At 64.9% G+C, this 13,408-nt stretch carries 15 protein-coding genes; 6 read left to right on the forward strand and 9 right to left on the reverse strand.

The window, feature by feature from the left end:
- Nucleotides 1-10: 10 nt before the first annotated feature.
- Nucleotides 11-133 carry a hypothetical protein gene (locus WD430_RS13440; RefSeq protein WP_339102950.1) on the reverse strand — a complete coding sequence of 41 codons (123 nt, stop codon included), beginning with the start codon at nucleotides 131-133 and terminating at the stop codon, nucleotides 11-13.
- 171 nt (nucleotides 134-304) lie between these two features.
- The gene (locus WD430_RS13445; protein WP_008894506.1) at nucleotides 305-835 is read right to left on the reverse strand and encodes an inorganic diphosphatase; all 531 of its coding nucleotides are present in this window, start codon (nucleotides 833-835) and stop codon (nucleotides 305-307) included.
- A gap of 204 nt (nucleotides 836-1,039) precedes the next feature.
- Between WD430_RS13445 and WD430_RS13450 the strand changes: the two genes are divergently transcribed.
- Nucleotides 1,040-1,399 carry a PadR family transcriptional regulator gene (locus WD430_RS13450; RefSeq protein ID WP_339102951.1) on the forward strand — a complete coding sequence of 120 codons (360 nt, stop codon included), beginning with the start codon at nucleotides 1,040-1,042 and terminating at the stop codon, nucleotides 1,397-1,399.
- Nucleotides 1,400-1,438: 39 nt separating this feature from the next.
- Here WD430_RS13450 and WD430_RS13455 read toward each other — a convergent pair whose 3' ends face one another.
- On the reverse strand, nucleotides 1,439-2,077 hold the full coding sequence (locus WD430_RS13455) for a rnhA operon protein (protein ID WP_339102952.1): 639 nt from the start codon (nucleotides 2,075-2,077) through the stop codon (nucleotides 1,439-1,441).
- 158 nt (nucleotides 2,078-2,235) lie between these two features.
- A complete protein-coding gene (gene rnhA, locus WD430_RS13460; RefSeq protein ID WP_339102953.1) occupies nucleotides 2,236-2,829 on the reverse strand; it encodes a ribonuclease HI in 594 nt (197 codons plus the stop codon).
- A gap of 162 nt (nucleotides 2,830-2,991) precedes the next feature.
- On the opposite strand from rnhA, the gene WD430_RS13465 reads away from it, so the two are divergent.
- Nucleotides 2,992-3,954 carry a transcription initiation factor IIB family protein gene (locus WD430_RS13465; protein ID WP_006108914.1) on the forward strand — a complete coding sequence of 321 codons (963 nt, stop codon included), beginning with the start codon at nucleotides 2,992-2,994 and terminating at the stop codon, nucleotides 3,952-3,954.
- Between the two features lie 88 nt (nucleotides 3,955-4,042).
- Here the strand turns inward: WD430_RS13465 and WD430_RS13470 are convergent, their stop codons facing one another.
- The 4 genes from WD430_RS13470 to WD430_RS13485 form a co-directional block, all read right to left on the reverse strand.
- The gene (locus WD430_RS13470) at nucleotides 4,043-4,654 is read right to left on the reverse strand and encodes a DUF4399 domain-containing protein (RefSeq protein WP_339102954.1); all 612 of its coding nucleotides are present in this window, start codon (nucleotides 4,652-4,654) and stop codon (nucleotides 4,043-4,045) included.
- 315 nt (nucleotides 4,655-4,969) lie between these two features.
- A complete protein-coding gene (locus WD430_RS13475; protein WP_339102955.1) occupies nucleotides 4,970-5,266 on the reverse strand; it encodes a hypothetical protein in 297 nt (98 codons plus the stop codon).
- A gap of 279 nt (nucleotides 5,267-5,545) precedes the next feature.
- Nucleotides 5,546-6,196, reverse strand: a complete 651-nt coding sequence (gfcR, locus tag WD430_RS13480; protein ID WP_339102956.1) for a transcriptional regulator GfcR — start codon at nucleotides 6,194-6,196, stop codon at nucleotides 5,546-5,548.
- Complete coding sequence (locus WD430_RS13485; protein WP_339102957.1) at nucleotides 6,193-7,290, reverse strand: glucose 1-dehydrogenase; 1,098 nt, start codon at nucleotides 7,288-7,290, stop codon at nucleotides 6,193-6,195. Before WD430_RS13485 ends, gfcR begins: the two co-directional genes overlap by 4 nt.
- Before the next feature lie 152 nt (nucleotides 7,291-7,442).
- On the opposite strand from WD430_RS13485, the gene WD430_RS13490 reads away from it, so the two are divergent.
- The 3 genes from WD430_RS13490 (at nucleotide 7,443) to WD430_RS13500 (ending at nucleotide 10,802) form a co-directional block, all read left to right on the forward strand.
- Nucleotides 7,443-8,714: an HAD family hydrolase gene (locus tag WD430_RS13490; RefSeq protein WP_339102958.1), complete on the forward strand. Its 1,272-nt coding sequence runs from the start codon at nucleotides 7,443-7,445 to the stop codon at nucleotides 8,712-8,714.
- Nucleotides 8,715-9,108: 394 nt separating this feature from the next.
- Nucleotides 9,109-9,786 (forward strand): helix-turn-helix domain-containing protein, encoded by a 678-nt coding sequence (locus tag WD430_RS13495; RefSeq protein ID WP_339102959.1) that lies wholly within the window; start codon nucleotides 9,109-9,111, stop codon nucleotides 9,784-9,786.
- A gap of 104 nt (nucleotides 9,787-9,890) precedes the next feature.
- Nucleotides 9,891-10,802, forward strand: a complete 912-nt coding sequence (locus WD430_RS13500) for a dihydrodipicolinate synthase family protein (RefSeq protein ID WP_339102960.1) — start codon at nucleotides 9,891-9,893, stop codon at nucleotides 10,800-10,802.
- A 146-nt stretch (nucleotides 10,803-10,948) separates the two neighbouring features.
- On the opposite strand, the gene WD430_RS13505 is transcribed toward WD430_RS13500, so the two are convergent.
- Nucleotides 10,949-12,082: a hypothetical protein gene (locus tag WD430_RS13505; RefSeq protein ID WP_339102961.1), complete on the reverse strand. Its 1,134-nt coding sequence runs from the start codon at nucleotides 12,080-12,082 to the stop codon at nucleotides 10,949-10,951.
- Nucleotides 12,083-12,231: 149 nt separating this feature from the next.
- On the opposite strand from WD430_RS13505, the gene WD430_RS13510 reads away from it, so the two are divergent.
- On the forward strand, nucleotides 12,232-13,362 hold the full coding sequence (locus tag WD430_RS13510; protein WP_339102962.1) for an acyl-CoA dehydrogenase family protein: 1,131 nt from the start codon (nucleotides 12,232-12,234) through the stop codon (nucleotides 13,360-13,362).
- Nucleotides 13,363-13,408 lie beyond the last annotated feature (46 nt).

Below are 13,408 nucleotides of genomic sequence, written 5' to 3' on the forward strand. Positions count from 1 at the left end.
GCCAACGGGATTACTCGTCCTCGGTCGGCTCGAAGTTCTCGGGAACGACCGTCAGGTGGGCCATACCGACGCCGGACTCGGGGATGTCGGCGTCGTCGTCGGACGTTCGGGCGGACGGGTTGGTGGCTGCCATGACGAATAGACGTACCGCTGCGAGGGGGATAAAATTACCCATGCTCATAATGCATGAGGCGTGCGGACGAGCATAACTCGCGGGAATCGAGCAGCGACTGACGGAGCGAACGGTCGACGGCCGTGCGAAAAAACGGTGTGACGATGCGGCGAGCCGCGAGAGCGGGCGCGCCTAGAAGTTCTCCTCGTAGAGCTCCTGTGCGTGCTCGATCGCGTCGTAGGCGGCCTGCTTGTCCTCCCAGCCCTGCGTCTCGACTTCCTTGCCTTCCTCTAAGTTCTTGTAGGTCGCGAAGAACTCGTCGATCTCGTCGAGTTGCTGCTGGGGAATGTCGTCGAGATCCTCGATGTGGTCGTAGCGCGGGTCCTCCGAGGGGACCGCGATGACCTTGTCGTCCTGCTCGCCGTCGTCGTCCATCTTCATCAGCGCGACGGGACGGGCTTCGATGACGCAGCCGGGGAACGTCTGGTCCTCGACGAGGACGAGCACGTCGAAGGGGTCCTCGTCGTCGTAGTACGACTGCGGGATGAAGCCGTAGTCGCTCGGGTAGTGGACGTTGCTGTGAAGCACGCGGTCGAGGACGACGCCCGGGATGTCCTTCTCGTACTCGTACTTGTTTCGCTCGCCCTTGAGACACTCGACGACGGCGTAGATCTCTTCGGGCGGGTTCGGTCCGGTCTCGAGGTCTTCCCAGAGGTTGACCATGTACCGGAGACTCCATCGGTGGATCAAAAAGTACTTTCGTAATCGAGTGTCACATTATAGACGACGGTTGCCAGATACACGACATGAGATCCGGACAGAACCCACCAGTGTCCGGCGGTCGCAGAGCTGGTCGGCTCGTCGCCGATCGCGCATGCGAGGGATTAGTTGACAAGTCTTAAATAGTCTGGTGACATTTGCACAAGTATGTCAGAGGCACAATCAATCACCGGCGAACAGAGTATTGCACGCGAACTCACCGCGTTCCAGACCAACATCCTCACGATCCTGGCCAAGGAGCCGATGTACGGCCTGGCGATCAAGCGAGAGCTCGAGGACTACTACGGAACGGAAGTCAACCACGGGCGTCTCTACCCGAACCTCGACGAACTCGTCGACCTCGGGCTGGTCGAGAAGAGCGAACTCGACAAGCGAACCAACCAGTACTCGCTGACCGACGACGGCTACGACGCCGTCCTCGACGGCGTCCAGTGGTCGCTCTCGAAGATCGTCACCGACGACGACCGCGCCGACGAGATCCGCGACATCGTCGAGAATAGCTACTAACGACCGCAACCGCGATTCCACCAGAACCACCCGTTGCGGTTATCGGCCCCGGCGGTCGGGGACCGACGAATCGGCCGTCTCGGAGATCAGCGCGATCGACTCCGCGATCGCCTCCCGCTGCCCGGCAGACGGCCACGCATTTCTCACGAAGTACTCGGTCCGAAACTCCCGGAGCTCCGCGTCCGTGAGGTCTTCGATCCGCTTCGCGTAGTGATTGCTCGCGAAGTCGGCCAGCGTCGCGGCGTTGTCGCCGTGGACGTCGCCGTGGCGCTCGCGGACGCGCTCGGCGAGGTCCCGGTTGTGCGCCGCGACGTCGTTCCAGTCGTCCGGATCGCCCGTCCCCTCGAGGGGGATTTCGACCGCGCGCGAGAGGTCGTCGATTCGATCGGTCCGGATGACGCTTCGGTCCTCGTCGCGCCACTCCGCGGGGTGGAGCACGAGCACGTCGTCGCCGTCGTCGTCCCGAACTCGGGCAGCAAAGCCGTAGTCGGCGAGGAGGGCCGCGCGCCGCTCTCTGCGGGCCTGCGCCTCGTTCTCGTCGGGCGTCTCGCGCGCGATTCGCGTGAGTCGTTCGGCCTCGTCGATGACGTCTGCAGGGAGTTCCGCGGTCTCGAGCCCGTCGGCCCCGCCGTCGGAGTCGGCACCGGTGCCGTCGAGCGATTCGTTCGAGTCAGTCATACCGATCCGTACGGGCTCGAGGGCATTTTCCCTTGCCGATCCGCGTCGATCGGTGTCGGTCACCGAATCGATCCGACTCATACGGATTCGTGTCATCAATTGCCGCTGATCGGCGACTCGCGAGGCCGATCGGCGGTAACTACGGACACGAATCCGTATCAGGCCTCGTCGAGGGCCTCGTTCACGAGACCGTCCGCGCGCTCGTTGACTTCGCGGGGGACGTACTCGAGGGTCCATTCGTCGAAGGCGGTGAGCAGTTCGTGGACGGTGACGCGCTTCTCCCGGAGTTCGGGGTTGTTGGTGTCGTACTCGCCGCGGACCTGCTTGACGATCAGTTCGGAGTCGCCGCGGACGTGGATCTCGTCGTAGCCGTAGTCGCGAGCGGCCTCGAGGCCCGCGATCAGCGCCTCGTACTCGGCCTGATTGTTGGTCGCCGTGCCGATCGTCTCGCCGTCTTCGGCGACGATTCCGTCGCCGGTGACGATCACCCAGCCGATCGCGGCCGGGCCGGGGTTCCCGCGCGAGCCGCCGTCGAAGTAGACGTGCGCGCGCCCGCCGCTCTCGCGCAGCAGCGCCTCGAGGTCCTGCGGGTTCGATCCCTGGATGACGACCTTGTCGTCGTAGGCGACGGCCGTCGCGGAGCCGCGGCTCGCCCGCCAACGCTCGTGATCCGTGTTTCCGGAGTCGACCGACACCCCTTCCTCCTCGAGTCGTGCTCGAGCCGTCTCGACGTCGCACTCGATGACCGGCATTCGTGGCTGTTGTCCGCCGGAATCGGATAAAGTCTTTCCGGTTTCAAATCGTAAACCTCGCGTTTGAAGCGCTGTAGTGTCCGATATCGGCCGATATCCTACAGTGGCGGGAAACCCTTCCCAAGGATTTATATGCGATAGTGATACTACTATAAAAGTGCGATGACACGGTCCACCCGCCAGCGGGAGCGAACGCGTGAGACGGACGAGACCGAGGATCAGGAAGGGGTACGCGCCTGCCCCGAGTGTGAATCGGACAATCTCGTAAAGGACTCCGACCGGGGTGAGCTCATCTGTGAAGACTGTGGGCTCGTCGTGGAGGAAGAAAAAATTGACCCCGGCCCGGAGTGGCGGGCGTTCAACCACCAGGAACGACAGGAGAAGTCCCGCGTCGGCGCGCCGACGACCCAGACGATGCACGACAAGGGGCTGACGACGACCATCGACTGGAAGGACAAAGACGCCTACGGTCGCTCGATCTCCTCGAAGAAGCGCAGCCAGATGCATCGGCTGCGCAAGTGGCAGGAACGCATCCGTACCAAAGACGCCGGGGAGCGGAATCTGCAGTTCGCGCTCAGCGAGATCGACCGAATGGCCTCCGCGCTCGGGGTCCCTCGGTCCGTCCGCGAGGTCGCCTCAGTCATCTATCGCCGCGCGCTGAAGGAAGACCTCATCCGTGGCCGCTCGATCGAAGGCGTGGCCACCTCCGCGCTGTACGCCGCCTGTCGGAAGGAAGGCATCCCGCGCTCCCTCGAGGAAATCTCGGAAGTCTCTCGCGTCGAACGCAAAGAGATCGGTCGCACGTATCGGTACATCTCGCAGGAACTCGGTCTCGAGATGCGCCCCGTCGACCCGAAAAAGTACGTCCCCCGTTTCTGTTCCGAACTCGAACTCTCCGAAGAAGTCCAGACCAAGGCCAACGAGATCATCGAGAAGACGGCCGAGGAAGGGCTCCTCTCGGGCAAGTCGCCGACCGGCTACGCCGCCGCCGCGATCTACGCCGCCTCGCTGCTCTGTAACGAGAAGAAGACCCAGCGAGAGGTCGCCGACGTCGCGCAGGTCACGGAAGTGACCATCCGGAATCGGTACCAGGAACAGATCGAAGCGATGGGAATCCACGGCTAACTCGTCCCCTCCGGTCCGTCTTTTTATCGGCGCTAGCAGTCGTCAGCGGCCGTACCGCGGCCAGAAGAACGGGGCTAAAAGAACGCGATTAGTCGTCGCTCGAGTCGCCGCCCTCGGATTCGTTTCCGGTTCCGCTCTCGGAGTCCGTTTCGTTTCCGTCCCCGCTTTCGTTCCCGCTCTCGGTCGCGTTCCCTCCGCCGTCGCCCTCGGTAACCGTGATCGAGATCTCGTCGGTCATCTCGTAGGCGTTGTGCTGGGCGTCACCGGCCTGGGCACAGAGCTCGTGCTCCCCCGGCTCGAGCTCGAGTTCGGTCTCGAGTTCGCCGTCCGAGAGGTGGTAAAAGCCGTCTTCCTGGGGAATCACGTACTCCGGTTCGACGCAACCCTCGTCGACGATTACGTGGAGGTGCCCGGCCCCGTCGTCGGGCGTCGCCTCCTCGTCGGCCGGCTGCAACTCGAAGTTCTCGACCTCCATCTCGATACTGACGGGACTCGAGACCTCGGCGCCGTCTTCCGGTTCGACGAACGCGAGTTCGCCGTCCGGATCCGTGTAGTTGACGTCCTCGACGGGTTCGTCGTCGGTCTCGTTCTCCTCGGGTCCGTCGTCTTCGGTGGAGTTATCGCCACAGCCGGCGAGGGCGGTGACTCCGGCAACAGCGCCTGCGGTGAGATACTGGCGTCGCGTCGGTGTTCGTGTCATGATAGATCGGTGACTCGGCGTGGGGTGATCGAGTTCGGACGATCATCGGTGTCCTCGGCGACCGTTCGACGACTGACCGGCAGCCGAGGCCGATGGAGCGCTCCGTTCGCTCACGGAAACGGTGATCTGTACCCTATCTGGCGGCCTCACGGCGAAAAGTCCACGCCCTGCGTTCGCTGCGGAATCGTCGATTCCTGACGGTCACGGAGTCGCACTCGCCGTCGCGTCCGAGCGCGACCGACGTCCGGCGGTTCGATACCGAACGGACACGCCGGTGCGGTCCGGTTCGGAACGTGGACGCGCACCTCGATGGCGTTATTCGTCGGTTTCGTTTCCGTCAGTCTCGTTCGTTTCGTTTTCGTCGGTTTCGTTGGTTTCGTTTCCGTCGGTCTCGTTCGTTTCGTTTCCGCCGGCCTCGAAGCCGTTCTCCTCCTCGCTCTCGTTTTCTTCCGGCGTCTCCGATTCGTTGTCTTCCGGCGCCGCCGGTGCGTCGTCCGTTCCCTCTTGGTCTTCGCCGTTACCGCCGCCGCCGTCGCCACAGCCGGCCAGCGCCGTGAGACCGACTGCGCCGCTCAGTGCGATCACTCGTCTGCGAGTTGGTCGTGTCGTCATTGTGGCCTCGCTAGACTGCCGGCGAGTGAGTACCAAGAGAATTCGGAGCCTAGCCGCGAGGCGTCGATGACAACGCGTGTTTACGCGGACCAGTTAGCTGCGTGACGGTCCGTCCGATATCGGTCGATCGAGACGGCCGTCCACGGGCGAACGAGGCGACCCGTTTCGGGCGGAATCCGGCGAATCGGTTCGGCGAGGTGAACGGGAAAACGAAGCGTTACCGCCCGGTGATCGATACCCGGACCGTGCCGGCGCGACGACCGCGACCGGTCGGTTCGCTCACTCCTCCTTGCCGACGCTGATGACCTGCAGCAGCGAGTAGACGGGGACGCCCTCGAGTTCCTCGACGCCCTGCTTGTCCGCGAGGACGACGCAGGCCAGCGGCTCGCCGCCCTCCGCGCGGATGGCCTCGACGGTCTCGCGCATCGTCGTCCCGCTGGTGATCGTGTCGTCGACGATGTAACACTCGCGGTCGCGAATGCCCGCGAAGTTCCGGCTGAACGTGCCGCCGAGTTCGTCGATGTCTCCCTCCTCCCACTGGTGTTTCGCGGGCGTGTACGTCCCCAGATCGGTCTCGAGTTCCCGGGCGACCAGCGTCGCGATGGGGCCGCCGGCCTTCTCGATGCCGATCGTCAGGTCGACGTCCTCGCCGTGTTTGGCGAGCATGTCGGCCATCGCCTCCGCGATCGCGCTCATGCGCTTGCTGTCTCGGCCGATCGCCGACCAATCGACGTGGATGTCCTGGGGGCCGCTGGGGCTGACGGGTTCGGTCTGCGGTCGGTCGCTGGGCTGGGTCGTCGCGTCGCTGCGTTCGACGAGCCAGCTCGCCGTCTCTCGGGAGACGTTCAGTTCGTCCGCGATCTCTCCCTTCGAGAGACCCCGGGCTGCGAGCTCGGCCGCGCTCTCGATGAGGTCGTCGACGTTTTTCATATGTTACTGAATTCGACGGCCGTTTTTATAGTCGTGTCGTCGTCGGCAGTCGCGTCGTCGGTCGGGTCCGAAAACGCCCGTTCGTACTCTTCGAGACCGTAGACGCCGCTCACGACGTCCTCGAGGACCCACGATGGCAGGCCGGCGAGCGTGTCGACGGCCGACGCGAATTGGTCGCGGTTCGAGTTGACGCTGCCGACGATGGCCTTGTTGTGCAGGACCATCTCGCGGTGGAGGCGACCGCCGTCGACCTCGAAGGACCAGTCGTTGGGGACGCCCAGCAGGGCCGCGACGCCGTTGGGTGCGAGCGCTTCGATCGATTCGAAGGCGTGTTTCGCGTACCCGGTGGCCTCGTAGACGAGGTCCATCGGCTCGTAGACATCGGGAACCTCCGGCACCGACGTCTCGCGGGAGTCGATGTAGGTCACGCCGAGCTCGTCGAGGATGTCGATCGACGGGTGCGGTCGGTCGCGCCGGCCCAGACAGTAGACCCGATCGTAGCCCATCGTCGTCCGGAACATCGCCGCCGTCAACAGGCCCAGCGAGCCGTTCCCGAGCACGAAGACGGACTCGGGGCGCCAGTCGAACGCCGACCGCGCCGCGGCGGCGTGTTCGATGGCCTTCTCGGTGATGCTGATCGGTTCGACGAGGAATCCGACCGGCGCGAGGTCGGCGGAGATGGGAACGAGACAGTCCGCGGGACTCGTGAAGTATTCGGCCATGAAGCCGTGCGCGCCGACGATACCGCGCTCGACGTACTCCCCCTCGGGCGCCATGTCGGGCTCGCCGCGGTCGAAGTAGTCGTTGCTCTCGACGCCCGGCGGCGGTCGTCGCACCGTCGGAACGACGTACTGGCCCTCCTCGAGAGCGGTCCCGTTGGCGTCCTCGACGACGCCGACGGCCTCGTGACCGAGGACGAGTCGGTCGTCGCCGTCGGGCACGCCGCCGTGACTCCCGGCGATGACCTCGTCGTCGGTGCCGTCGACACCGACGCGGAGCGTCCGAACGAGGACCTCGCCGGAGGCTGGTTCGGGAACGGGAAGATCGATCAGCGCTGGCGTCCCCGCCCCGGGCTCGACTGCGATAGCTTTCATGTGAACTGCCTACGCACCGCAGGACTAAGTATTTATTCCTATTCGAGTAAAAACGCAGCTCGGGGTCTCGAGCGACGTCACCGGCGTTGCAACGATTCTCCGACCGCTCCTCACTGAAAACGATTATCTGGCTGCTCCTGTCAGTAGCTCCCATGGAACGATACGATCTCGTCTATCGGCTCTACGACGAGTACGATACGGACCGGTTGCGGGAGTATCAGGCGTTCGTCGACGTCTTCCCGGCGATCGACTCCCGGGTCGCCCTCGAGCACTGGCAGGGCGCCAACGAGGAACTCGAGCGACGGAAGGACGAGATTCGCGGCGACTTCGCGGCCGGCGAGACGTTCGCGGAGGTCGCCGCCCGCGCCGACCGCGATCAGGCCTTCACCGCGCTGGACCTCGAGGCCAAGTACGGCCGCGCGGTGAACGTCCTCGTGTTAGACGTCGACGAGACGCTGCGCTCCGCCGGCGGGACCGACAACGAGATCCCCCGCGACACGCTGCACGTCCTGACGGAGTTCCACGAGGAGGGGGTCCCGATCGTCATCTGTACGGGCCAGACCTTGGAGAACGTCAAGGGGTTCGCCATCCAGGGGCTGGGCAGCGAGATCGTCCACTCGGGGAACCTCTCGATCGTCTACGAGGCCGGGACGGGCGTGTTCACGCCCGGCCACGGCGCCGACACGAAACAACTGCTCTACGAGGAACTCGACCCCGAGATCCGGGACGTCTTCGACGACGTTCGCTCGCGGGTCCTTCCCGAGGCGCCCGAGGACCTCAGGCGGGGCTGTCACCTGCAGGGCAACGAGTTCAATATCACGATGAAACCCAACTACGAGACCGGCTCCTCGCAGGCGCGGGAGACCATCGACGCCGCGCTGGTCTACCTGATCGACCTGCTCGCCGACGCCGTCGGCGAGGCGCTCGAGACGGAGCGCGACGACGGGGACCTCGACCTCGAGGGCGAGACGGTCACCGACTGGACGCGGTCCTTCTACGCCGCACAGGACCCCGAGATCAGGGCCGTCCTGGAGAGCGAGGGCGCCTATCCCGACCTCGCGGTCGACGCCGTGCCCGAGGCGCTGACGGCCGTCCTCGACCGGATCGACGTCGCCTACTACGAGGCCGACGCGGCCGAGATCGGCAGCCTCGAGCTGAACAAGGTCGTCGGCGTGGAACGCGCGCTGGACGTGCTGGGCGTCGACGATCCGTTCTCGCTCGTGATGGGCGACTCGAAGAGCGACCTGCGCGTGATGAAGTGGGCCGACGAACACGACGCGGGGATCGCCGCCGCACCCGAACACGCCTCTCAGGACACGCTGGAGCACGTCCTCGAGACCGACGAACTCGTCTTCGACCGCGGGAAGAGCGTGGACGTCCTGCGGACGGTATACGCGATGAACAGACTGGCGCGACTCGACTGAGCGCCGGCACGGGTGTCGGCCTCATACGACTCGCGTGAGCACCGGCGCGGAAATCGGCTCGTGCGCCTCGAGTCGTCGCGTCGGCGGGGATGACGATCTCTTCTCGATCCGATAGCTCCGTCGTACTGACCGTCATCGGCGGTGAGAGGCTGTCTTAAACGGCTGGAAGACAAAAGCCTGCTCAACAACCGGGCGGGAGCGCTATCGAGTGGTAGCACGATCCGAGCGGGAGTGGCGCCGACGGTCACGCCGGCACCGCCGAGTGCCGACAGGCGCTCTCGCCACCCCTGACGTGGATCGGCGAGACAATTATGAGACGATTCGGGTCCCCACATGCGTACGACAGCGGCATCGTTCATCGACCGGACTCGATCCCCGCCGGGGTGATCTACCGATGACCACGATCGCAGAACTCACGCTCTCGACCGACGAGTTCGCGCTCGCAGAGACGTTCGAGCGACTGCCGGAGATGGAGGTCCGCGTCGAAAGCGTCGTCGCCGAAGGACCGGCTCGAACGATGCCTCTCGTCTGGTTCTCCAACGTCGATCCCGAGTCGATCGACGACGCGCTCGAGGCCGACCCCACCGTCGCCGACTACCAGCAACTCCTCGAGAACACCGACGACGACGAGTGGTTCTACCGGCTCCAGTACGGCGAGGACGTCGGCTCCGTCTGCAGCGCGGTCTACACCAACGGCGGCACGCTGCTCGACGCCCAGGTCACCGACGGCCAGTGGACGCTTCGCCTGCTCTTCCCCGAACGCGAGGGACTCTCGGACGCCGTCTCGGCCATCGAGGACCGCGGCGCCCGCGTCGACGTCCGCCGGATGGTCGAAGCCGGCCAGGACGAGGACCTCGAGACGACGGCGGCGCTGACCGAACCCCAGCAGGAAGCGATCGCCGAGGCCTACCGCCAGGGCTACTACGACGTCCCGCGCGAGATCTCGCTCGAGGAACTGGCCAACGAACTCGACATCTCCCATCAGGCGCTCTCCGAGCGACTCCGCCGGGCCAACCGCGTGCTCGCCAGCGAGCAACTCGACGAACCGACGGGCGAACTGGCGACCGAGTGAGCTGATACCCGACGGTCCACTGAGTACCCCGTAGCGGTTCTCCCGACAGCGTACCGCGCAGTCGACGGCTGTCTTTTATAGCCGTTCGTCCCGGAGGACCAGTCATGTCCTTCCACGATCCCGGCGCCGACGATCCGCTGGGCCTCCACGGTGTCGTCCCGCCGACGATCACCGCGTTCCACGGCGACGAATCGGTCGATTACGAGACGACGGCCGCGCACGCTCGCTTCGTCGTCGACCGGGGCGTCCACGGCGTCTTTCCGCTCGGAACCAACGGCGAGTTCCCGCTGCTGACCGGCGAGGAACGACAGGGCGTCGTCGAGGCCGTCGTCGACGAAGTCGGCGGCGAGGTGCCCGTCATCGCCGGCGTCGGCGCCCCGAGCACCTACGAGACCATCACTCACGCCGAACACGCCGAATCCGTCGGCGCCGACGGCATCGTCGTCGTCACCCCCTACTACTATCCGGTCGACCACGAGGCCGCGCTCACCCACTACCGGCGCGTCGCCGAGGCCGTCTCCCTGCCGGTCTACGTCTACCACATCCCCAGCAAGACCGGCAACGAACTCGCCCTCGAGACGCTCGACGAACTCGCCGAGATCGACACCATCGTCGGCGTGAAGGACTCGAGCAAGAACGTCCCCTGGCTCGCCCAGGCGATCGATGCCCATCCCGACATGACCTTCCTCGCCGGATCGGACTCGCTGCTGTTTACGGGCCTCGAGATCGGGTGTTCCGGCCTCGTCAGCGCCGTCGCGAACGTCTTCCCGGAACTCGTCGTCGACGTCTACGAGGCCTACGACGACGGCGACGAGGAACGCGCCCGCGAATTACAGAGTCAGGTGTTCGACGTCCGCGACGCGTTCAAACACGGCGGCGGGTACATGTCCGGCGTCAAGACCGCCCTCCGTCTCCGGGAGTTCGACGCCGGGCCGCTCCGAAGCCCGCTCCGGCTGAAAGACGATACTTCGGCGGACGAGATGCGCGAGGCGCTCGAGGAACTGGACGTTCTCTGATCGAACGCAGCGTTCGAACTCGAGGAGTGCCGGTTCGCGACAGCGGGGAACGCGTGAACCCGACCGTCGTGAGCCGATCGAAGTCAGTGAGAGTCACTACTGTACACCGACTCGCACGACAGCTTGCGGTCAGCGTGTGAACAGTTTCAGTGACTACTATGGAGCGTTCGCGTCCGCCGCACCCCGGTGAGAACCAGCGCGCGGCCCGCCTCGCTGATCGAGTACTCCTCGAGCGTGTCCCACTCCTGCCTGTAGTCGCGGTTGGCGTCGACGTGCTCGCTGAGCGCGTCGCTGTCGGTGTCGCCGTCGCTTTCGTACAGGAAGACCCCTTGAATATCGGTGGTGTCGCCGTCGATGTTCCAGGTCGTCGTCGTTCCGACGAGACCGGATTCCCAGTCGTCGATCGCCTCCTCGGCTTCCTCGCGTTCTTCCTCGCTGGCCTCGTCGGGATCGTCGTATCCGTTGTCTTCCAGCCGGGTTTCGACCGTTCTCGGCCGGTGGAGTTCCCCCGACACGTAGTCGCCCCGTTCGAGTTCCGACAGGAGTTTGTCCCCGTCGTCGCCCTCGGTCCAGCGGCCGGTCTCGTTCTCGTAGGCGTCGATCGCGGCCTCGACGACGGCGACCGCGTCCAGGCTCGTCTCGGCCTCGATCAGGTAGTCCTCGCTGACGCCGAACGCGAAATTCTCGACTTCGTAGAGGTCGAAGCCCGGTGCCGAACCGGCGTCCTCGAGTTCCGTCTCGTCGTCGGTCCCGTCGTCGCCGTACCCGCCGCCACCGGACCCGTTGTACTCGTCGTCGACCCACTTCTCGAGGTCGGTCTCGACGGCTCCCGCGTCGAAGTCGCCGGCGACGATCCGGACATCGGCGATCCCCGATCGGGGTCGAGAGTAGGACGACGAGTCCAGTTCGTACTCCCAGTCGATCGACTGCGTGATGATCCAGTCGGTGTCCACGGCCGCCACACCGGTTTTGTTTCGGAGGTCCGACCCGACAGAGAGCAGGTAGTGCGTGATGAGTTCGTCTTCGTTCTCGTAGACCGCCTCCGGAACCAGCGCGGTAAACTGCTTGTTCGTCTCCGTGACCTCCTGTGGGTCGGCGTCCTCGTCGTCGAAAACGTCGGAGAGCGAGGGCGTGAAGAGCCACGAGTCGAGTTCGATGTCGTCTCCACCGCCGATGAACGGAATACTGCTCGTACAGCCGGCGAGTCCAGCAATTCCGAGTGAGAGTGCGCCTGCACTGCCGTTTCGCAACACCGTTCGACGGGAAATTTCGTCGGACATTATCGAATCAGTGACAGTATCGGTAGATAACAGCTCTTATTCCATTTTATTCGTGAATGTATATTAAAAGTATATTTCACTGCAGACGTCAAATCTGGCGAGTCGAAACCAGAGTTGAACCTTTGTGTTCGGCCGTCGTGGGCCTCCGTATGGAACGGACCGACGAGCGAGCGGCGATCAGGGACGTCGTCCGCGAGTTCGCCACCGAAGAGATCCGACCCGTCGCGGCGGACGCCGACGAGAGCCAGTCGTTCCCCGAGGAGATCTGGGACGACCTCGCCGAACTGGACCTGACGGGACTGACGGTTCCCGAGGAGTACGGCGGCTACGACGCCGATCCGATCACCGCGGCGATCGTCAACGAGGAGGTCGCCTACGGCGCCCTGGCGGTGGCGACGGCGCTGTCGGTCCACTCGCTGGCGACCTCCTGTATCGCGGAGTTCGGCAGCGACGAGCAACGAGAGCGGTGGCTGCCCGAAATGGCCGACGGTCGTCCGGTCGGCGCGTTCGCGCTCTCGGAGCCCCACGCGGGATCGAATCCCGCGGAGATGTCCACGGTGGCCCGCAGGGAGGGCGACGAGTACGTCATCGACGGCGAGAAACAGTGGATCACGAACGGGAAGCGCGCGGGCGTTTACGTCCTCTTCGCGAAGACCGACCGCGACGACCCGGACTCGGTCACGCAGTTTCTGGTCCCCGGCGACGTCGACGGCCTCACCGTCGGCGAGACGGAGGACAAACTCGGTCTCCGCGCGAGCGACACCACGAGTCTGACCTTCGACGACGTCCGAATCCCGGTGGAAAACCGGCTCACCGAGGAGGGGCGGGGTCTCTCCGCCGCCTTCCACATCCTCACCGGCGGCCGGATCGCTATCGCCGCGCAATCGGTCGGCCTCGCCCAGTGCGCCCTCGACGAGGCGCTGGCCTACAGCCAGGAACGCGAGCAGTTCGGCGGCCCGATCGCGGACATCCAGTCGATCCGACACAAACTCGCCGAGATGGCGACCCGAACTAAGGCCGCACGGCTGCTGACGCGCGACGCCGCGCGGACGCGTCACGAAACCGACGGCACGGGTGCGCTCGAGGCCAGTATGGCCAAGTACTTCGCGAGCGAGACGGCGATGTTCGTCGCGAACGAGGCCGTCCAGATCCACGGCGGCTACGGCTACGTCACCGAGGGCGAGGTCGAACGCCTCTACCGCGACGCCAAGATCACCGAGATCTACGAGGGGACGACCGAGATCCAGAAGACCGTGATCGCTCGAGAGCTCCTCGACTAGAATCGACGGCCTCGTGGCATTGGTACGCGCTTCTGTGGTGTCTCGC

Origin of the sequence: Haloterrigena sp. KLK7 (assembly GCF_037914945.1) — an archaeon.
Classification (GTDB): domain Archaea; phylum Halobacteriota; class Halobacteria; order Halobacteriales; family Natrialbaceae; genus Haloterrigena; species Haloterrigena salinisoli.

Excerpts from the sequence above, each read along its gene's own strand:
- WD430_RS13470 (WP_339102954.1), bottom strand. The coding sequence starts at position 4,654 with ATGACACGAACACCGACGCGACGCCAGTATCTCACCGCAGGCGCTGTT.
- WD430_RS13455 (WP_339102952.1), bottom strand. The coding sequence starts at position 2,077 with ATGACTGACTCGAACGAATCGCTCGACGGCACCGGTGCCGACTCCGAC.
- WD430_RS13495 (WP_339102959.1), top strand. The coding sequence starts at position 9,109 with ATGACCACGATCGCAGAACTCACGCTCTCGACCGACGAGTTCGCGCTC.
- WD430_RS13485 (WP_339102957.1), bottom strand. The coding sequence starts at position 7,290 with ATGAAAGCTATCGCAGTCGAGCCCGGGGCGGGGACGCCAGCGCTGATC.
- WD430_RS13450 (WP_339102951.1), top strand. The coding sequence starts at position 1,040 with ATGTCAGAGGCACAATCAATCACCGGCGAACAGAGTATTGCACGCGAA.
- WD430_RS13500 (WP_339102960.1), top strand. The coding sequence starts at position 9,891 with ATGTCCTTCCACGATCCCGGCGCCGACGATCCGCTGGGCCTCCACGGT.
- WD430_RS13490 (WP_339102958.1), top strand. The coding sequence starts at position 7,443 with ATGGAACGATACGATCTCGTCTATCGGCTCTACGACGAGTACGATACG.
- WD430_RS13475 (WP_339102955.1), bottom strand. The coding sequence starts at position 5,266 with ATGACGACACGACCAACTCGCAGACGAGTGATCGCACTGAGCGGCGCA.
- WD430_RS13465 (WP_006108914.1), top strand. The coding sequence starts at position 2,992 with ATGACACGGTCCACCCGCCAGCGGGAGCGAACGCGTGAGACGGACGAG.
- WD430_RS13440 (WP_339102950.1), bottom strand. The coding sequence starts at position 133 with ATGGCAGCCACCAACCCGTCCGCCCGAACGTCCGACGACGACGCCGAC.
- WD430_RS13445 (WP_008894506.1), bottom strand. The coding sequence starts at position 835 with ATGGTCAACCTCTGGGAAGACCTCGAGACCGGACCGAACCCGCCCGAA.
- gfcR (WP_339102956.1), bottom strand. The coding sequence starts at position 6,196 with ATGAAAAACGTCGACGACCTCATCGAGAGCGCGGCCGAGCTCGCAGCC.
- WD430_RS13510 (WP_339102962.1), top strand. The coding sequence starts at position 12,232 with ATGGAACGGACCGACGAGCGAGCGGCGATCAGGGACGTCGTCCGCGAG.
- rnhA (WP_339102953.1), bottom strand. The coding sequence starts at position 2,829 with ATGCCGGTCATCGAGTGCGACGTCGAGACGGCTCGAGCACGACTCGAG.
- WD430_RS13505 (WP_339102961.1), bottom strand. The coding sequence starts at position 12,082 with ATGTCCGACGAAATTTCCCGTCGAACGGTGTTGCGAAACGGCAGTGCA.